The 17,972-nt window shown below is 44.7% G+C and carries 19 protein-coding genes and 1 pseudogene; 10 read left to right on the forward strand and 10 right to left on the reverse strand.

Annotation, left to right across the window (positions count from 1 at the left end):
- Positions 1–182: 182 nt before the first annotated feature.
- The 4 genes from ELZ11_RS06260 to amrB form a co-directional block, all read right to left on the reverse strand.
- Positions 183–608, reverse strand: coding sequence for a nuclear transport factor 2 family protein (locus ELZ11_RS06260; protein WP_137356526.1), 426 nt, complete (start codon positions 606–608; stop codon positions 183–185).
- 349 nt (positions 609–957) lie between these two features.
- On the reverse strand, positions 958–1,110 hold the full coding sequence (locus tag ELZ11_RS23755; protein ID WP_167494637.1) for a hypothetical protein: 153 nt from the start codon (positions 1,108–1,110) through the stop codon (positions 958–960).
- Positions 1,111–1,289: 179 nt separating this feature from the next.
- The gene (gene amrA / locus ELZ11_RS06265; protein WP_137356527.1) at positions 1,290–1,889 is read right to left on the reverse strand and encodes an AmmeMemoRadiSam system protein A; all 600 of its coding nucleotides are present in this window, start codon (positions 1,887–1,889) and stop codon (positions 1,290–1,292) included.
- Positions 1,858–2,643, reverse strand: a complete 786-nt coding sequence (amrB, locus tag ELZ11_RS06270; RefSeq protein ID WP_137356528.1) for an AmmeMemoRadiSam system protein B — start codon at positions 2,641–2,643, stop codon at positions 1,858–1,860. The genes amrA and amrB overlap by 32 nt, the downstream gene beginning before the upstream one ends.
- A gap of 69 nt (positions 2,644–2,712) precedes the next feature.
- Between amrB and amrS the strand changes: the two genes are divergently transcribed.
- From amrS to ELZ11_RS06285, 3 genes are all read left to right on the forward strand, one after another.
- On the forward strand, positions 2,713–3,792 hold the full coding sequence (gene amrS, locus ELZ11_RS06275) for an AmmeMemoRadiSam system radical SAM enzyme (protein ID WP_137356529.1): 1,080 nt from the start codon (positions 2,713–2,715) through the stop codon (positions 3,790–3,792).
- A gap of 135 nt (positions 3,793–3,927) precedes the next feature.
- Complete coding sequence (locus tag ELZ11_RS06280) at positions 3,928–4,305, forward strand: SirB2 family protein (RefSeq protein WP_137356530.1); 378 nt, start codon at positions 3,928–3,930, stop codon at positions 4,303–4,305.
- Between the two features lie 650 nt (positions 4,306–4,955).
- Positions 4,956–5,963: a tetratricopeptide repeat protein gene (locus tag ELZ11_RS06285; RefSeq protein WP_137356531.1), complete on the forward strand. Its 1,008-nt coding sequence runs from the start codon at positions 4,956–4,958 to the stop codon at positions 5,961–5,963.
- A 98-nt stretch (positions 5,964–6,061) separates the two neighbouring features.
- Here ELZ11_RS06285 and ELZ11_RS06290 read toward each other — a convergent pair whose 3' ends face one another.
- The 4 genes and pseudogenes from ELZ11_RS06290 to ELZ11_RS06305 all read right to left on the reverse strand — a co-directional run bounded on the left by ELZ11_RS06290 (position 6,062) and on the right by ELZ11_RS06305 (position 10,609).
- Positions 6,062–7,168 (reverse strand): DSD1 family PLP-dependent enzyme, encoded by a 1,107-nt coding sequence (locus ELZ11_RS06290; protein ID WP_137356532.1) that lies wholly within the window; start codon positions 7,166–7,168, stop codon positions 6,062–6,064.
- A 142-nt stretch (positions 7,169–7,310) separates the two neighbouring features.
- On the reverse strand, positions 7,311–7,901 hold the full coding sequence (locus ELZ11_RS06295) for an alpha-ketoglutarate-dependent dioxygenase AlkB family protein (protein WP_137356533.1): 591 nt from the start codon (positions 7,899–7,901) through the stop codon (positions 7,311–7,313).
- Positions 7,902–7,918: 17 nt separating this feature from the next.
- Positions 7,919–9,349, reverse strand: coding sequence for an NAD-dependent succinate-semialdehyde dehydrogenase (locus ELZ11_RS06300; RefSeq protein WP_137356534.1), 1,431 nt, complete (start codon positions 9,347–9,349; stop codon positions 7,919–7,921).
- A gap of 159 nt (positions 9,350–9,508) precedes the next feature.
- Positions 9,509–10,609 (reverse strand): annotated as a pseudogene (locus ELZ11_RS06305) (alpha/beta hydrolase).
- A gap of 234 nt (positions 10,610–10,843) precedes the next feature.
- On the opposite strand from ELZ11_RS06305, the gene ELZ11_RS06310 reads away from it, so the two are divergent.
- The 6 genes from ELZ11_RS06310 (at position 10,844) to ELZ11_RS06335 (ending at position 15,377) form a co-directional block, all read left to right on the forward strand.
- Complete coding sequence (locus tag ELZ11_RS06310; protein ID WP_137356535.1) at positions 10,844–11,548, forward strand: response regulator; 705 nt, start codon at positions 10,844–10,846, stop codon at positions 11,546–11,548.
- A gap of 37 nt (positions 11,549–11,585) precedes the next feature.
- Positions 11,586–12,890: a sensor histidine kinase gene (locus ELZ11_RS06315; RefSeq protein WP_137357024.1), complete on the forward strand. Its 1,305-nt coding sequence runs from the start codon at positions 11,586–11,588 to the stop codon at positions 12,888–12,890.
- Between the two features lie 91 nt (positions 12,891–12,981).
- On the forward strand, positions 12,982–13,728 hold the full coding sequence (locus tag ELZ11_RS06320) for a transporter substrate-binding domain-containing protein (RefSeq protein WP_167494638.1): 747 nt from the start codon (positions 12,982–12,984) through the stop codon (positions 13,726–13,728).
- 211 nt (positions 13,729–13,939) lie between these two features.
- Complete coding sequence (locus ELZ11_RS06325; RefSeq protein ID WP_137356537.1) at positions 13,940–14,227, forward strand: Bor family protein; 288 nt, start codon at positions 13,940–13,942, stop codon at positions 14,225–14,227.
- 202 nt (positions 14,228–14,429) lie between these two features.
- Positions 14,430–14,867, forward strand: a complete 438-nt coding sequence (locus tag ELZ11_RS06330) for a hypothetical protein (protein ID WP_137356538.1) — start codon at positions 14,430–14,432, stop codon at positions 14,865–14,867.
- Between the two features lie 132 nt (positions 14,868–14,999).
- Complete coding sequence (locus ELZ11_RS06335; protein ID WP_137356539.1) at positions 15,000–15,377, forward strand: hypothetical protein; 378 nt, start codon at positions 15,000–15,002, stop codon at positions 15,375–15,377.
- 105 nt (positions 15,378–15,482) lie between these two features.
- On the opposite strand, the gene ELZ11_RS06340 is transcribed toward ELZ11_RS06335, so the two are convergent.
- Both ELZ11_RS06340 and ELZ11_RS06345 read right to left on the reverse strand, forming a co-directional pair.
- A complete protein-coding gene (locus ELZ11_RS06340) occupies positions 15,483–15,896 on the reverse strand; it encodes a RidA family protein (protein WP_137356540.1) in 414 nt (137 codons plus the stop codon).
- 25 nt (positions 15,897–15,921) lie between these two features.
- Positions 15,922–16,857, reverse strand: coding sequence for an NADP-dependent oxidoreductase (locus ELZ11_RS06345; RefSeq protein WP_137356541.1), 936 nt, complete (start codon positions 16,855–16,857; stop codon positions 15,922–15,924).
- A gap of 186 nt (positions 16,858–17,043) precedes the next feature.
- On the opposite strand from ELZ11_RS06345, the gene ELZ11_RS06350 reads away from it, so the two are divergent.
- Positions 17,044–17,970, forward strand: coding sequence for a LysR family transcriptional regulator (locus ELZ11_RS06350; RefSeq protein WP_137356542.1), 927 nt, complete (start codon positions 17,044–17,046; stop codon positions 17,968–17,970).
- Positions 17,971–17,972 lie beyond the last annotated feature (2 nt).

Consider the following 17,972-nt stretch of genomic DNA (forward strand, 5'->3'; position numbering starts at 1 on the left):
GCGATTGCGTACACCTCCTCAGCCTCTTTGTTTTGTATGACTCACTCAATATTCAAATTAGAGCCACCGCTATGGTGGCTCTTTTGTTAGCACTTAAAGCGGTTTTGTGCAGACAGTCTCTCAACTTATTTAAGAGGTTATCTCTCGTAAGCTGACTTAGTACGATTTGGTCACACTGCCGGTTACACGGAACTGCTTGGGTAAGCTTTACCCTGCTGTTGCGAGTTGGCTGCGGTTGATGCATGTCGATGTAGCCAAATCCACCGGTCGGTTTTCTTTAAGGTGACACTCCAGCGCAGTGGAACGAGTAGCGGTTGGTTGTCGCATATCAAATGGATATTGAGCGTGAGTGCGACAAGCGCTAAATCGTCGGCCATCACCACATCCATCCATTTCCACTCAAATTTCGTTGCCGTAGCTTCTGAAAAGTTACGTAGGAAAAGCGCCCTCACAGCACTTTGACCAGAGCACAATTCGTCTTCGCCTGTGCCAATCACCGAAATATGCCCTTGGGAATCAAACACGTGCATTAACGCATCGATATCTTTATCGCAGTAGGCGCGCGCGTAATCTTCTAATGTTTCGATGATACGTTCTTTTTCCGACATACAGACTCCTTGGTTAACAGAAGTGTAGTTGGCTGAGCGGTTATTGCCGGAGTTTAGATATCTGCAGGGAAAGGTGGTGAGTTGCGCTCATAGGCTATGGCGTTAGTCTCAATTTCAATGAACGATTCAGAATCGATGAAGCGGCTGATTTCAATCATGGTAGAGAGTCGAAATATGTATCAAAAATACTGCTCGCTACCCGCTGTTTTGCATTCGTTCATCTCTCATTTGGCACAGGAATGAATGAGATTCACTGTCGAGCATAGACGTTGAAAGGGGTAGGACGATAAGAGGCTAAATACAAAAAGGTAGCGAGAACGCTACCTTTAGTGAACTGAATTTGCCTGAACTAGGCTTTTTGTAAGTCTTGAGCTGGGTAAGTCAGCGTGATGTCACCGGCTTTGACGTGGACATAATAACCACCGCCACTGATGCCAGTAACCACCATCTGACCTAGATCTACACCTTTTGTTGCGACAACGCGATCGTCAATTGCAAACATTTAAACACCTTGGATAAAACAATGGAAAGGACAAGCTTTTCTGCAGCGGGGATTTAATCAGATAGCCTGAATTTCAACTAATCAGGTTTTTAATCGTCTAGATAGAAATGGGTGATGGGAATTGAACAAGCGCAATAGCACTCGTCAATTTGATTGTGCAGGGGCACTAGATGAACGGGCTATGATGATATTTTCGAATAAGGCTTTTCTGCGCTTTGAACACCAAACAGTGACACTTTCATTGTAGAGCTCCAATAGTCTGCCTCCCAACCGCCTTTGGTTTTGAGATGAGCGATGAAGTCGGCCGGTTTGGGGAGTTGCTGCCATACCTGCGGTAGAAACACCGCCCGGCGTTGTTGATCTTCTAATATCACCCCCAGTTTATGCTGAGTTAAATGATCAAGCAGTGCGCTTTCATTTTCTACCTCGAAATCAATCGATGGCGAGAGGACCGATACTTCTATTGTCAGTGCGAATAAATGGCTTTCAGGCAAAGGTGAAAATCGCCTGTCTAAGTGGGTGCTGGAAAAAGCTTTGTCGTAAACCTCGAGTGCCAGAGGTTGATGGGCATCGAGTGAACCTAGGCAGCCTTGCAGCTTACCTGCAACTTTGAGAGTGACGAAACAAGCGCCTTTAGCACTGAGGGCGAAGTCGTTATTGATCAGTTGATGAGGTTTAGCGATACCATCGTCAAAATAGTCGCGGATGGCTTGCTCGGCAACGGTGAGTAAGCGCGCCATTTGGGCATCACTGAACCGTTGAGGCGACATAACTGACATAACCTACCACGCTGTCTTTGTTACCACTAAAGTGCGCTGAATTTTGATATTTCATTTGCTGTAACTGATAGTGACCGCGCTGCATTAAGGCGGACAGAGCATTAATTCCTGTGCAGCCGCATGCTTGTTGTGGCGTTAATGATGGTGTGTGCGCTTCAATTAATTGGCAGGTTTGGCCATCCACTCTTTGTGCTTCGTCATAGGTGTGGTAGTGGCTTAAATCGCTACTGATCACCAGTAAAGTATCTTTGTCCCAAATGGGTTCAAGATGATCGGCGAGTGTTTCCGGCTCTATTTTTCCAGTAATAATTGGTATCAGTGAAAACTCATCGAGACATGACTGTAAAAAAGGAAACTGCACTTCTAGGCTGTGCTCTGGAGCGTGGATTTCATCCGAAATTAAAGCGCTGTCTTGTTCGAGCAGCGAACCGATAGCCGATTGGTCGAGGGGAATGTCGCCAAGTGGGCTAGAAAATGACTCGACGCTAGGCAGTGCTAATCCAACAAAACCTACATGGTGACTAGGCCCTACGACAATGACTTTGTTGTAATTACTTTTGCAACTCAGTAGCTGGCGATAAGCGCATGCTGCCGTAAATCCTGAATACACATAGCCAGCATGAGGCACAATCATGGCACGGATTGCGTCTATTTGAGAACTTGGTTTATCTAACCAAGGGTTAATTTGGGCACGAATTTTCTCTGGGTTAGCGTCGTAAAAAGTACCCGCGACGATTGCAGGGCGAGTGTTCATGATGATCCCACCTTAATGTTCAGCGACTATATTTAGTGTAGAAACGAATTGGCATTTTGGGGGAGCTTTATGCTGGCCAATCTAGACAAATACCCCACTCAATATTGGCATCAATTAAGCGACGGGCGAGTCGTGTGCGACTTATGCCCCAGACAATGCCATTTACGAGACGGGAAGCGAGGGGCGTGTTTTGTGCGGATGGCACATCAGGGCGAAATCGTTCTGACCAGTTATGGCCGTTCAAGTGGCTTCTGCATTGATCCAATAGAGAAGAAGCCGTTAAACCACTTTTATCCCGGCAGCTCGGTTTTGTCGTTTGGTACTGCCGGTTGCAATTTAGGGTGTAAATTTTGTCAGAATTGGAGCATCAGTAAATCTCGGAAAATGGATGCGTTAGGCACCGTTGCGATGCCAGAAAAGATTGCTCAATCCGCAGTTAACCACAACTGCGAAAGTATCGCTTTTACCTACAACGATCCGGTGATTTTTCTAGAATACGCGGTCGATACCGCTCAAGCTTGTCGAGAAATTGGAGTCAATTCGGTCGCGGTGAGTGCTGGCTATATTTGCGATACACCAAGGCAAGATTTTTATGCCGCAATGGACGCAGTAAATATCGATTTAAAAGGTTTTACGGAGCGCTTTTATCGCAAGCTGTGCAGCGCACATTTAGACCCAGTTCTCGACACACTCAAATACATTCATCATGAAACTCAAGTATGGCTAGAGATCACTACTTTGTTGATCCCGGGAGAAAATGACTCCTCTGAAGAACTGAATTTGATGTGTGGCTGGATTCGAGAAAACTTAGGTTGCGATGTCCCACTTCATTTCAGCGCGTTTCACCCTGATTTCAAAATGCTTGATAAGCCAAGGACACCGCTTGGTACGTTGCAGACGGCCAGGAAAATCGCGCTTAAGCATGGCTTGAATTATGTGTATGTCGGTAATGTTCATGATAGTGCTGGTGATTCGACTTATTGCCCAAATTGTCACGAGTGTGTGATTGAGCGAGATTGGTATCAGCTAGGGAAGTATCACCTTGATCCTAGCGGACATTGCGAGTTCTGCGGCCATGCGATACATGGAAAGTTTGTTCAGTTTCATCAGGGATTTGGCCGAACGCGTATTCCTGTTCGCGCGATATAGTAGTGAGGCATGTCATAATAAATAGAGTTAAAGCACTACTTTTATTTAACAATTGATTTACATCATGATGAGTGGTGACGTGCTAGGGTATTTTGGCGTTCCGATAAATAGGTATAAATAACGTTAAGGAACGGCATGTATTTACTGCTATTAAAATCTCATCTCGCGCTCATTTTACTCAGCTTCTTAAGCTTTCTCTTACGAACGGGATGGGGGTATAAACAATCCCCTTGGTTGGCGAATAAGCTCGCATTTACCGCCCATAAAGTGATCACACTTGGTATGTTAGTGTCAGCACTAGCGCTTTGTTTTATGATCAGCCAATACCCATTTTCAGACGCTTGGCTAACGGAAAAGTTAGTGCTGCTAGGTGTGTATGTGGCATTTGCCATGCTGGCGTTTAAACCGAACTTGTCACCGAAAGTTCGCTCAGTATTTGCTTCGCTAACGTGCGTTGTGTTCGTCATGATCGCGTATATTGCCAAATCGCACATGCCAATTTTTTTAAGTTAGATCTGAATTGGAATGAACGGCTCCATTGAGAGCCGTTTTTGTTTGGTTAACGATTTACCCTGCGAGGCGCTTGTTTAGTCGAATAACTGTTTCTGAAGAATGTAGTCGGAGAGTGTGTCCGCGATTACATTATGTTCTGTTTCCGTAGGGTGCTATAAACACCCTTCTAAACTGGTGGTAAGGGTGACAACGTTGATTGTCGAAAGGTCGTTCTGTTTCAGTTGAGTTTGTACGTCTTCCAGTCCTGGTAATAACGCATTATTTGGCTATACATAGTTGCCAATAGAAACAACAGGGACCTCTCCATAGCGCTGGCGAAGCTTGGTCAACAGGTTGTGCTCCTGTCGTGTTTGAAGGCCGTTAAGTCTGCCCATTTCTCGCGTGGTTGAATGTTCGTACTAAAATCGTTCGTTCCAAGTTCAATCACAATTTCTCGATGAGATTCTAGGTGGTTGTGTAATAAATGATCGAATCATCACTTTTGAGAATGATTGAAAGGTGAGTCTGTGATCTGGGGTTGCTTCTTACTTTGAAATTTTCGATAAAGCCTTAACAAGATCTCGTAATCATTATTGTGTATTAGGTTAATAGTTTTTCACGTTGATATCGTCAATTTTGTTTTTAAATATAGTCAGTTAGGTGGGAAAGGAATGCGTAGACTCGGTGGTTATTTACTGATTTCAACATCGATGGTGTTGTCATCAAATGCATCGGCATACGATTTAAGCATGGAAGTGTTTGAAGACGAACAGATGGCAATGCTCAAATCAGCGGAAACAAGCTCAGATCCGACATTATTAATGCAAGCGGGTGAGCTCCTTATTAATGAAGCCATGATGCAAGAGAACGCCGATCATGGGCTTTCATATCTGAAGAAAGTGGGCGAGACCGGTAATTTGGAAGCGATGTTGTATGTGGCCGATTATTACTACAGTGACGAGCAGTATGGGAAGTCTCTTGCTTGGTACCACAAAGCAGAGCCGAGTAAAGACCCATATACGCTGTACAGTTTAGGGGTTATGTACTTTGATGGCGAAGGCACAGAGGTCGATTATAAGAAAGGGAACCAATACTACCGTGCTGCTGCGGAAGCTGGGTATTCTGACGCTATGTATCAACTGGGCTTTTCGTATAACGATGGGCTAGGGGTTAAGCAAGATTTGAAAAAGGCGCTGTATTGGTTAGAAAAATCGGCGGAGCTTGGTGATGCGAGTGGTATGTATAACACCGGAGTGGCGTACTTAAATGGTGAAGGCGTTGCCATTGATTGTGCGACGGCTATTAAGTGGTTCACTCAGGCGATTGAAACCGATGAGCATGCCCGTTCCTACGCGAAAATGGGGGATATTTATTATTACCCGAAGTACAAAAAATCATGCGGCTTAAAAAAGACAGATTACAAGAAATCTCTTCCGTACTTCACAGAAGCGGCTAACCTAGGTGATTCTTACAGCCAATATATGGTGGGTTATTCTTATCGAAATGGTCACGGAACATGGAGTGATTTCACGAAAGCGTTAGCTTGGTTTGAGGTCGCAGAAGAGTATGGTGATCCAGATGCGGCAAAAGAGATTGAAGACGTAAAACGTTATATGTCGACGGAGCAAATCGCTGAAGCGAATACGCTAAAAGATAAACTTCTCGAAGAAATTTGGTAGTAAAATACATAAAGGAGCGTCATTCGCTCCTTTTTTAATTTGAGGACTAATACCGAAATTAAACCGGTAGATGCCTAGCTTTGTAAGGGTTCCGTTTACTAATCTGAACGACCGCGGCCTAGTATCGTCCATTGCCCAACGACTTTGCCCTTTCGAACGGCATGCAAAGTATTGAAGTTGGTGAGAGTGGTGTCGCAATGGCTTGGAATGAGAGTAACTTGCTGGCCAAGGGTGAGTTCGCGTTGCCCTTCCAATAGGTGAAGGATGCCGTGTTCGTCACCCCCCGTTTGGTAGCGAATGGAATCACATGCATCAACAGTTGGCATTCCTAAATCGATAGACAGGCACTTCATACCAGCATCGACCACTGCTCGATTAGCTTTCGGGTGGCTGATCACTGTACTAATCACTTTTAGGGCTGGGCCGAACTGTTGGTTAATTTGCTGGTGGTTTTCGTCGCCAATCGCTTGGTAAGCGGCATCCATAAACACATAAGAACCTGCTTGGATTTCACTGTAACTTAGATCTTGGTATGCCGCGTAGGTGCCTGTGCCGCCGCCACTTATCACTGCTGGAGCTAACCCTCTAGGTGTTAAGTCCGAGTCAATAAATTTGAATAATTCAATGACGGCGCTTTTCGCTTGCTGGTTTCGCTCGTCGTAACCTTTTACGTGTTGTAAGTGGCCACTATAAGCTTGAACTCCAGCGTAGCTAACACCTTGGGTGGCATTGATTAACTCGATTAATTGAATAAGTTCGTCGCCCACTTCTACACCACAGCGGTTTTGTCCGCTTTCTACTTCGATCATTAGTTGAATGGTTAAACCAGCTTTTAAGGCTGCTTTACTGATCTCAGTAACGTGATAGCTATGATCGATCACTTGAATAAATTGGCAGTCAGGATAGTCCTGATGAAGCTTGATCAAACGTTGAATTTTAGCCGCGCCTGCAATGGGGGTAGTGATCAGAATATCTTTGATGCCACCTTCGGCCATTACTTCGGTTTCACCCAGCTTAGCGGTACAAATGCCTTGTGCGCCAGCGTCAATTTGCATTTGAGCGATGGCCGGGATCTTGTGAGCTTTAGTATGTGGGCGAAGCGTTAAGCCTAATGAGTCGATACGTTTTTGCATTTCTTGAAGGTTAGACTCCAAGATATCAAGATCGACAATAAGTGCCGGAGTGTCTAGTTGAGCGATGTCCATAACTGACCTTGTTATTCGTTATAATTTAGGTTGCTCAATGTAACAGATTGAAAAGTCGCGGAAAGCGTAGAATGTTAAAAGGCGGTTATTTTTGATTTTGCGTTCCTTTATTTTGAACGCTTGATTGCAGACCGTGATTCAATTAATTGACGATATTTCGGAAGGTTAAATTGATCCGAGGTGATTTTTTTAGCTTGGTTTTAGGAACGGTATGCTGCCAGTATTTTTGCGTATCGCCAGCCATGATCAATAGGCTGCCTGAAGTGAGCTCAAAAGTATGCTTTTGCTTGGTAACTCTATGTTTGAGGTGAAATTTACGCGTTTCCCCAAAACTGATTGATGCAATGACAGGTTGAGCCCCCAATTCGGGTTCGTTATCGCTATGCCAGCCATTTGAATCATTGCCATCTCGATATAAATTGCACAGTACGGAGTTGAATTCAGTGTGCGCCGCTTGCTCGCAGCGCTGCCTGAGCGTCTGCAAAATCGTTAACCAAGGCTTAGGTTGCATGAGCAAATTTGAGTAGCGATAGGCCTTATCACCATACCAAGCCTGCAATCGAGGAATTGGCATGGTTTTACCAAAGATCGTAATTTCGTCACTTTGCCACTCTATTTGATGATAAAGAGCGTCAAATAGTTGCTGAGATTGCTGCTCGTCAAAGAAGTGGGGCGCCCAAAAAACGTTGCCGTTTTCTAGCTCATGCCATTGATTCGGTTCTAATAAAGACATTATTCGTTACTCTGCTTTTATTCGTTCCCACCGAAGCACAAGTATTTGATGTCCATGTATTCATCGATACCTTGCTTGGCACCTTCTCGACCAATACCCGACTGTTTCACGCCACCGAATGGTGCAACTTCCGTCGAGATGATCCCTTCATTGATGCCAACCATTCCATACTCTAGCGCCTCGGCGATGTTCCACACTCTATGGATGTTTTGGCTGTAGAAGTAGCTTGCGAGGCCATAAATGGTGTCGTTTGCCATAGCAATTAGCTCTTCGTCTGTATCAAAGCGCATGACTGGAGCGACTGGGCCAAAGATTTCTTGTTGCACAATATCCATATCGTGAGTGACATTTTTAAGAATAACAGGGGCGAGGAAGAGCCCTTCTAAGTGACGGAGTGGTGAAGTTGGCTGTGCGCCCTGCTCAATTGCTCGTTCGATTGTCGTCTCAATGCTCTCTTTGGCTGCTTGGCTAATGATAGGGCCAAGGTTCACACCAGTTTCTAAGCCGTTGCCAATGGTTAATTGCTTCACGGCATCATCGAACTTTTCAACGAACTCATCATAGACCTTGCTATGCACGTAAAAGCGATTGGCGCAGACGCAAGTTTGACCCGCGTTGCGAAACTTTGACGCCATTGCCCCTTTAACCGCAGCATCAATATCGGCGTCATCAAACACGATAAACGGCGCGTTGCCACCAAGTTCCATCGAAGTTCTTTTAACATCGTGGGCACTTTGCTGCATCAAAATGCGTCCCACTTGGGTTGAGCCTGTAAAAGAGAGTTTTCGAATGAGCGGATGAGAGGTGAATATTGCGCCGACTTGGCGGGCATCTTCTCCCAAGACTACTTGTAGCACTTCACGTGGGATCCCTGCTTGGTAGGCAAGCTTAACCACAGCAAACGCTGACAATGGGGTTAACTCCGAGGGTTTGACAATAAAACTGCAGCCAGCGGCTAATGCTGGCCCGGCTTTACGTGTGATCATCGCGATCGGAAAATTCCAAGGTGTAATCGCACAGGCAACGCCGACGGGTTGCTTGATGGTCATGATACGTTTATCGCCAGACGGTGCTGGGATCGTTTCCCCATAGGTGCGCTTGGCTTCTTCGGCAAACCATTCAATAAAGCTTGCCCCGTAAGCCACTTCTCCTAAGGCTTCCGCTAGCGGTTTTCCTTGTTCTAATGTCATTAAACGCGCTAAGTCGTTTTTATTTGCATGAAGGAGCTTGAACCAATCTTGAAGCTTGGCTGCGCGAGCCTTGGCCGGCAACTTTGCCCAAGATTTTTGCGCAATATGGGACTGCTTAATGCATTCTGATATTTGTTCTTCAGTTGATATTGGGGCGTAACCTAACAACTCACCATTTGCAGGGTTATGGACGGCAATGCTTTGCGCTGGCTCTGATACCATGAAAGAGAGTAAGTCTTGATTATTAATGTGTCGCATTGAGTGCCCCTAAGATCATCAGCTGAGATTGTTTGAGTCTACACCTTTTCATTATTTTCCCAACTCAAATGTGGTGCGACGAGCGATAACTTAGCTTTAGGTAATGACGTGTGAATTCATTACCTAAAGTGTGCTAGACAGCAGCTGAACGGCGAGGCATTAATCCATTTGAGTGATAAAGCCGTATTGGTCTGATTCTGTCTTCGTTACCCAATGCTCACCATCAGCAGGCGCTGAATCTAACGTAAACAGGTAAAAATCGATGCCTTTGTCTCCCATTACCTTGTTGAAATAGGTCGCTTGTTTGCGATGACTTTCGTCAGTGTATGGGAAGTCTTTAGCTGTTTTATCGCCTTGTCCCCAACTATGTACGCCAATCTGTTTGTTTTGTTCGATCGGTTGATTCGCAGATCTTTGTAAAATGCGAGATTTACCTGCGGCAAAGAGATCCGTTCCCCCAGAGAAAACAGACCCAGTTGGGGTGACAATGGTGGTCATCGCCTCGCTGTTGATGAGCAGCCCGGTGTACATGTTGATATCGTCATCGGCACTGCCGCCGATGTGATTGTTAAACTTGACGGTCATCTCAGTGCCTGAGTAACCCTGCACGATCTGATTGAGCTGGGTGTAAGTAGTGACACCGAGAGTGGAGTTGATACGCTCATCGCTGCGATTCATGCCCAAGACTTGATTGAAAAAGTCGTCAAATGCGAATGATGTGGTGATGTTGACTTGGTTTGCCGTCTGGCTTGGCGTCAAAATGGTAGAGCCAATGCTACCAAAGTGTTCTTCCGCTTCTGAATAATACTCCAGTTGTACAGAAAGGTTTTTCGGTAGAGCGGTAGAGCTAATTAAGGTGGCATCATTGGAGATCGAGCGTTGAGCTTGGCCACAAGAGAAAGCGTTTACGGTCGCGGGTTGTTGATAAACAATGCATGGCTCACTGCTGTCGGCGGCTTGTAACAGCAGATCTACATGATTGTTATTGTTGTCAGACAGTTTAAGTAAGGTGACGTCCTCTCCCAGAGATTCGGCGTACTCAAGCTTAGTGTAAGTGTTCCCACCTAGCATCAAACGTATCGAATCAAGGATTTCCTGACGTTCTTCGAGCAGCTCTGTGCGTTCTGCAATAGTAAATTGATGATTTGCCAACGGCTTAGCACTCGTTTTTGACGCGGAGGTTTGCGTGTTTGAACTTCAGTTACAGCCAGCAAGCAGTAATAGCGGCGCAGCCAATAAAAGCGAGCGATAGTGATTCATGTAAATACCTCAATCTAAGTGATATGAGGAGCTTATTGATTTGAAATGTAATTTACTGTCCTTGTTATGTATGGGATTGTATTGATAGGCTGAATAGAAAGGTAAGTGACCCGCCAAACGAATGAAAAGGTTTATAATTTTGGAAATAGCTTGCAGCTTACGGAAACTCGGGCAAGGTTTCTGTTGTTGGTTGGATATGAATACTCGTCGTAAAAATACAGGGCAGATAACGGCATGACGCATCACAAAATGATTATTGTTGAAGATGACCTCAAACTTCAGCAAATGCTAAAAGACTATTTTATTTCGCAAGGCTTCGATGTGATAGCTCTGGACGACGGTAGCGACGCGGCGCAAACCATAGTGGCAGAGCAGCCTGATATTGTATTGCTCGACCTTATGTTGCCTGTAACGGATGGGCTTACAATCTGCCGACAGACACGCTCATCCTACCGAGGTAAGATTTTAATGCTCACTGCCAGTGATGACGATTTTGATCATGTCGCGGGGCTGGAAACTGGTGCAGACGATTACGTGACTAAACCGATCAAACCAAGGGTTCTGTTGGCACGAGTGCGCACATTACTTCGCCGCCAAGAGCAAAATACGCCAGTTATCGAAGACGATGAACAGTTGTGTTTTGGTAATTTGACTTTAAAGAATCGGTATAAAAAGTGCGAAATATCAGGGCAAGTGTTGCCACTCACAGACAGTGAATTTGATTTATTGTGGTTGCTCGCGAGCCATTCAGATACACCACTTTCACGTGATTTCTTAACGCAAGAGTTGCGTGGCATTGAGTATGACGGCATTGATCGCACGGTCGATAATAAGGTCGTACGTTTAAGGAAGTTGCTTGGAGATGACAAAGCGCCCGCGGAAAAGGTTCAAACCATCCGAGGAAAAGGCTACTTGTTTGTTTCTACCGCTTGGACATAACTGCGCTCGATAAGCGGCGCACCCAAAGAGAATAATGATGCGACGTATTTATCTTGAATCGATTTTAGGTTTGTTTGGCTGCTTCATCGCAAGCCTGTTTTTGTATGAGATTTCTGTGTACCAACTCAATACGGATTATGAGTTTGTACTAGAAGACTATGAAGCGCTTGCTTACCAAAATATGGTCGATAATATCGCGACCAATCAAGGCCTTGAAGCTGCGCATCAAGCCCTCTATCAGTTTGCCGATACCGCGCGTAGTAAACTGGTGATCCACTCACCAAGTGATGAGCTGCCACAAGAAGTGGCTGATTTTTTCGCGTCTCAGCCCAATCAAACGATTTACCATGACGATGATCGCCAACTATGGTTTCGCTTGTCTGACAGTAATAACACTTACCACTACCTGCCTGACGAACAGACTTTTGTCAGGGAGAAAGTCGCACTAGAAGATAACTTGATTTGGGCATTCTTTATTTCTGGCTTTATGGTCTATGGCGTAGGGCACCTTTTTATTATTTTCCGACGCGTGAAAAAACTTGAACAAGTCACGTTACGTTTTGCCGAAGGCGACTTGTCCGCTCGTGCCAATACATCTAAAGGCAGTGCAATAGGTTCGTTGAATCAATCATTCAATGTTATGGCTGAGAGGATTCATCACCTCATTGAAAGCAATCGATCACTGACGAATGCGGTTGCTCATGAAATGCGGACTCCAGTGTTTCGAATTCAATGGCAAGCAGAATTGCTTAAAGACACGCCTCTAAGTGACACGCAACGCCAAACGGTTGAAAGCATAGTGGAAGACACGGAAGAGATGGAGCAAATGGTGGATGAGTTGCTGTATTACGCGAAGTTAGATAATCGACGATTAGAGCTCAGCTTTGAAGCGTTAGACTTGTCATCTTATTTCCCTGTTGCTATCCAGCGTTGGAGTAAAGAAACTTCATTGCCGATCCATTTCCGTAACTCTAATCAAGAAGATAACCTGCCTCTAAATGTGAATGTGGACAAAAGGTTGCTAAGTCGAGCCTTAGATAATTTACTGCGTAATGCATTTAAGTATGCCAATAGCCAAGTATTGATCACCATTGAGCACAGTGAAACTGTATTCCATATTTCGATTCACGATGATGGCCCTGGTGTAGATGAAGTTCATCAAGCTCATTTGTTTGATGCATTTTATGTTGGTGATAAAGCCCGAAATAAGGCGAAGAATGGTCATGGTTTGGGGTTATCGATAGTGAAAAAGGTGTGTGAGCAACATAGCGCGACCGTTGAAGTTGGGCACAGTAGTGAATTACATGGTGCTCGATTCACCATGACTTTCCCACAGGCGTAATAGCCGTTAGGAATGGTGAATATTCTCGCTTTTATCTAGATGTGAGATTTGCGTGACTATACTTGTAACCATCCATACAAGGATGGTCATTATGAAATATTTGATAAGTGTCTTGGCGTTCTTTTCTAGTTTTGTCGCTGCTTCGAGCCAACCTATTGATGTGACGGTAGGAGTCAGTGATGGTTTCCCTGTTTATTATTACGATCCCGCCTCGCAGAGTTTTCGAGGGCCGATGATAGATTCATTTCGAGCCATTTGTAATGAAGCTGAGTTGAATTGCGTGTTTCGCTCGTTACCCAAAAAAAGAGTCGAACAAGAGCTGATTTCAGGCTCGTTGCATTTTGGTAGTGTGATTAATAGCGCTTCTCAATTGAAAATGTTGGAAAACCGAGTTCACTTTACAGAGTTCAATGTTCCAGCAAAACTTGGTATGTATTCAACGTTGCCAGAGGACCAAATACCTACGGAGTTGGAATCCTATTACGGCGAAAGCATTATCTGTGTCTTCGGCTGGAGCTTGTCTATTCTTCCGGGCGTTTGGGAAGCAGAAAAACAAGAGAAACTCACCGTGTTCCCTTCTGCGACCATCGAATCTGCTACTAAGATGTTATTGCTCGGAAGGGCGAAGTTTTTATACGCCAACAAGCAGAAAATGGATGTGTTCTTGTCGGATTCAGATAACGTTCACTTCAAACAGTTTAAGACGTTTAATCAGACCTTCTCCTTGTCTAAATCAGCCCCAAATTTTGAAGAAATTAAAACTAGAGTCGAGCAGGCGATCTCCCGCTTACTTTCTGATGGCACGATTGATCGTACGACAGGGTTGTTAATGAAATAGCCCACCTTGGGTGATGAGTCGGTGCTTCTGGCGCAAGTGCATTTCCTGCTTGTGAAATAGCGCTTAGCTATGATGTAAGAAGTTCGCTGACAAACCCATACAGTAAATACAATCCCACTCTGGAATGATAGGTAGCAATTCAGGTCGGACGCAGGTCTACGTTTTTGTTGCTTCCGGTTACCTTAATCGCAATAAACTATCCGGAGATAACATGAAAAAACTGATTCTACTTGCTGCTTTGTCTGTTGCTGTAACTGGCTGCGCTCAACAAACTTTCGTAATGGATCCTCAAGCAGGCGAACCTGAAGTGGAAACGTCACATCACTTCTTCATTAATGGCTTGGCGCAAGGAAAAGAGATCGATGCCGCACAGGTATGTGGATCAGCAGATAAAGTCGCTAAAGTAGAGGTTCAGGAAACGTTTGTGAATGGTTTACTGGCCACTGTGACATTTGGTATCTACACGCCACGTGAAGCGCGTGTCTACTGTAAAGCGTAATAGCGACAAGTCGTTTCCTATACCAGACTCCCTACTGGTATAGAAACTTGATGCCTCATTTTAGAATCCTCCTATTAGGGGGATTTTTGTGTAGGGCAGAATAATATGAATGCGCTCGAATTTCACTAAATGGTTTGATGTACCGTATGTGTTCTATTTGTTAGTATTGTGACCTCTTTCATTTTTAGCGACTGGAGTTACTTTGAACATCACAGACTTTTGCGCCGTATTGCTTAAAGCACCAATGACCAACCCTTATGACTGGTCATGTGAGAATGAACAATCTTATTTTTACCTTGGTTGGAACAACCCTGGTGCTATTGATTGGAAAAATCGCGCGGTGAATGTGTGTAGCTCTAATGATGAAGCGAAGGCAAAAAATGCTTCTCAGCAGTTGATGAGCAAAATGGAACGAGAGCGCTCAAAGCTTCTCGAAGCGGTAGCTGAAGGTAAGCATATTTATTATGTATTGCGAGTAAAGCAAAACCCAGAGAGCGACAATAACTGGAGCATTACTGCTACGTCTCGCCCGATGTCTAAAGAAACCATCGTACTCCGAATAGATAACTTGGTGGCTCACGCAAACGGTCAGGTGACCGCTGATTTACTAGAGCGCCGAATCGCCAGAGATTTTAGATAGCTCACAAATTAGGGTCAATTAGCTCTCACTTGTATAATTCTGTTAAATGTTTGAATTTAAACTTATTTAATTTTGAAATAGAATCTCGGTTTTATAAATTGATAATTAATACAATTAACCTGAGAAATATAAATGAAAACTAAAAACGCAGTGATGGCTTTTTTATCTCCACTCCTTTTATCCGCATGTCAGATCGTATCAATCGATGACTTACAGCCGACTGCGACCCAAGAGACCATAGATATTGCAATTGAACATTTGAGCGATATTAAAGGGATGACGGTGACAGAAAAGGGGGTTATTTATTATGTGCAGACGTTACCTGGCGAGTCTAGATGGAATACAGGTCAAGTGATGAAGAGCAGCTACCGAGTTTCTTGTGATAACTTACGTTGGTTTGTCGAAAACGGCATGATTGTTAGAATGAATTTCAGAGGAAACAGTGGGACAACTCAAGACTATGATCTAGAACGCTGTGACTCTGAAGCGCCAACCGATTCAGATAAGTAACAAACTTCGATAACTTTAAGGTGACACCCTATATCAGGTGTCACCTTATGTTTACTGGAAAGAATACCTTCAATTAGATAATCGTGTGCTTTGCAACGATTTCGGCTACCTAGCCAGCATCATTTCATATTCCACCAACATGTCCGGCATCCCCAGTCGCTGTACGTAACGTAGTGTGCCTGTCGCAGGTTTGACTTCGACATCCAACAAAAACTCTTCCCATACTTGGGCGATCTCAGCGAATTGTTGTGACGTTACATCATTGGTGAAAGTCCAATCGGTTCGCACAATATCGTTGACGCTGAACCCTGCCTCTTCCAGAAAATCTTTCATTTGAGCCAGAATTGAACGAGTCTGAGCGACGGGGTCATTCGGATGCTGGGTGATGAAGTTAGGATCGCAATCGGCATGCCCGGTGACAAAAAATACTTCATTGAAATCGCTCAATTTAAGTCCCCAGCTAAAGGCGTTGCTCATGTCTGGTAGGTTCTTATTTCTATAAGCCTGTTTGGTCGCCATGTTCGTGTCCTCTTCCTTAATGTTGTTATGCTGAAACTTTCAGTACTATTTTCCCTTGGGCTCTTTTGGATTCACTCCATTGATGGGCTAAGTTGGCTTGTTCTAGGGGATAAACTTTGTCGATGTTGACTTGAACCGCACCAGTATCGATTAAGGTGGCGATCTGCTGTAGATCATTGGCATTAGGCATTACCCACCAACGCTGTGCATTGATTTCTCGTTCTTGTGCTGTTTGAGTGTCTATCTCATCAAGTAATGAGACGAGATAACCATTTTTGCGAACCACGTGTAGAGAGCGTTTGGCTATGTCGTTTCCTCCGATAGCAACCAGAACCGCATCGACTTCATTAACGATGTGTTCAAAACGTTGAGATTGATAATCGATGAATTCATCTGCGCCTAGGCTTCTTACATACGACTCTTTAGCTGCTGAAGCGGTGCCAATGACATAAGCGCCTTGTGCTTTAGCGATTTGAACTGCGAAGCTGCCCACGCCGCCTGCTGCATTATGAATTAGGACAGTTTGCCCTGAGGTAAGATGACAACCTTGGATTAAGGCTTGCCACGCGGTTGTTGCTGCTAATGGTACTGCCGCTGCGGTAACCATATCGAGTGATTTAGGAGCGGGAGCGACAAGGTTGCTGTCTACGGCTAGGTATTCGGCGTAAGCGCCTTGACCTGAAATCGGGGCATAAACGTAGACGTTCTCTCCAAGGTTAACATTGCCAACAGCTTCTCCGCATTCGACAACTTCTCCCGCGGCGTCCCAGCCCAGAATAAGAGGTAATGTGTGCTCGCCACTGTCTTTTAGTAGCCCTTCTCGAACCATCCAATCAACCGGATTTACACCAGCACCTCGCACCTTTATGAGTACTTGATTGGCGCCGATTGTAGGTTTAGTAAGGTGGCCAAATATCAAATTCTGATCATTTCCGTATTCTTCAATGTAGACAGCGTGCATGGGCATTCCTTTTATATGAGTAATAAGCTCTTAGTGTGGCTAAGCCGTTATTAGTGGTTTGTGATTACTACTTTGCCCAACCTAATTCACATCGTCTAATTGATGCTTTGTATGATACTCATTGATAATTGTGATGAGTTTGTCGATACTGATTACCCGTGTATGGAATCTAAAGGATTTAGATAATTGGCGAATCTCGACCTTAATTTAATGGTAATTTTTGATGCCATTATGCAAGAGCAATCCATTACCGCCGCGGCGGAACGACTGGCTATGACACAGCCGTCAGTGTCTAATGCGGTGGCTCGAATGCGCCATATTTGGAAAGATCCGTTGTTCGTCAAACAAGGTAGAGGTATTCGTCCGACGCCTTATGCGGTCCAGCTGTGGAATAACATTGGAGAGCCTCTGCAGTCAATTCGCTTAGCAACGGAAGTAAAAGAATTCGATCCTGCAACTTTAAAGCGCACGTTTCGAATTGCGACTACCGACTGGATGTCGGATTTGTTTTGGCTACCACTCAGGAAGCGGATAGAAGCAGAGGCGCCGGGCGTGAACATTCATGCTGTGCCATACAATGTGAATGGCGAAGCGCTTTTGCTGAATGCAGATGTGGACATGGTTTTGGATTATTTTGAAGGAAGTTCCTCTCAAGTTCATTCCCAGCATTTGTTCGATAACCATTTTGTATGTGCGATGCGATCGGAACACCCACTGGCAAATGAAAAACTCTCTCTTGAAACCTTCATCAACGCGGAGCACTTATTGTTGTCCTTGTCTGGCGAAGCGTCAGGTGGCGTTGATATTCAGCTCAGGAAACAAGGCCTGACTCGGCGTATCTCAATGACGGTCAATCACTGTAATAATATTCCTAAGTTACTCACTCACACCGACATGATCACGACCATACCGTTGCCGATCATCTTAGAGAGTGTTAACCAAGGTGTACTTGTCATTAAAAAGCCCCCATTTACGATGGCTCCAGGCCCGATTTCTATGTCTTGGCATGTCAGAAACCAGCGTGATCCGGCGATGTTGTGGCTTAGGAGTAAAGTGCTCGATGTGCTTGAAGATGGGGTACAGAACAATCTACTTTCTATTCCATTTCAGTAGAT

Source organism: Vibrio profundi (assembly GCF_005281835.1).
GTDB lineage: Bacteria > Pseudomonadota > Gammaproteobacteria > Enterobacterales > Vibrionaceae > Vibrio > Vibrio profundi.

Excerpts from the sequence above, each read along its gene's own strand:
- ELZ11_RS06315 (WP_137357024.1), top strand. The coding sequence starts at position 11,586 with ATGCGACGTATTTATCTTGAATCGATTTTAGGTTTGTTTGGCTGCTTC.
- ELZ11_RS06280 (WP_137356530.1), top strand. The coding sequence starts at position 3,928 with ATGTATTTACTGCTATTAAAATCTCATCTCGCGCTCATTTTACTCAGC.
- ELZ11_RS06345 (WP_137356541.1), bottom strand. The coding sequence starts at position 16,857 with ATGCACGCTGTCTACATTGAAGAATACGGAAATGATCAGAATTTGATA.
- ELZ11_RS06300 (WP_137356534.1), bottom strand. The coding sequence starts at position 9,349 with ATGCGACACATTAATAATCAAGACTTACTCTCTTTCATGGTATCAGAG.
- amrS (WP_137356529.1), top strand. The coding sequence starts at position 2,713 with ATGCTGGCCAATCTAGACAAATACCCCACTCAATATTGGCATCAATTA.
- ELZ11_RS06325 (WP_137356537.1), top strand. The coding sequence starts at position 13,940 with ATGAAAAAACTGATTCTACTTGCTGCTTTGTCTGTTGCTGTAACTGGC.
- ELZ11_RS06335 (WP_137356539.1), top strand. The coding sequence starts at position 15,000 with ATGAAAACTAAAAACGCAGTGATGGCTTTTTTATCTCCACTCCTTTTA.
- ELZ11_RS06295 (WP_137356533.1), bottom strand. The coding sequence starts at position 7,901 with ATGTCTTTATTAGAACCGAATCAATGGCATGAGCTAGAAAACGGCAAC.
- ELZ11_RS06290 (WP_137356532.1), bottom strand. The coding sequence starts at position 7,168 with ATGGACATCGCTCAACTAGACACTCCGGCACTTATTGTCGATCTTGAT.
- ELZ11_RS06285 (WP_137356531.1), top strand. The coding sequence starts at position 4,956 with ATGCGTAGACTCGGTGGTTATTTACTGATTTCAACATCGATGGTGTTG.
- amrB (WP_137356528.1), bottom strand. The coding sequence starts at position 2,643 with ATGAACACTCGCCCTGCAATCGTCGCGGGTACTTTTTACGACGCTAAC.
- ELZ11_RS23755 (WP_167494637.1), bottom strand. The coding sequence starts at position 1,110 with ATGTTTGCAATTGACGATCGCGTTGTCGCAACAAAAGGTGTAGATCTA.
- ELZ11_RS06260 (WP_137356526.1), bottom strand. The coding sequence starts at position 608 with ATGTCGGAAAAAGAACGTATCATCGAAACATTAGAAGATTACGCGCGC.
- amrA (WP_137356527.1), bottom strand. The coding sequence starts at position 1,889 with ATGTCAGTTATGTCGCCTCAACGGTTCAGTGATGCCCAAATGGCGCGC.
- ELZ11_RS06320 (WP_167494638.1), top strand. The coding sequence starts at position 12,982 with ATGAAATATTTGATAAGTGTCTTGGCGTTCTTTTCTAGTTTTGTCGCT.
- ELZ11_RS06310 (WP_137356535.1), top strand. The coding sequence starts at position 10,844 with ATGACGCATCACAAAATGATTATTGTTGAAGATGACCTCAAACTTCAG.
- ELZ11_RS06340 (WP_137356540.1), bottom strand. The coding sequence starts at position 15,896 with ATGGCGACCAAACAGGCTTATAGAAATAAGAACCTACCAGACATGAGC.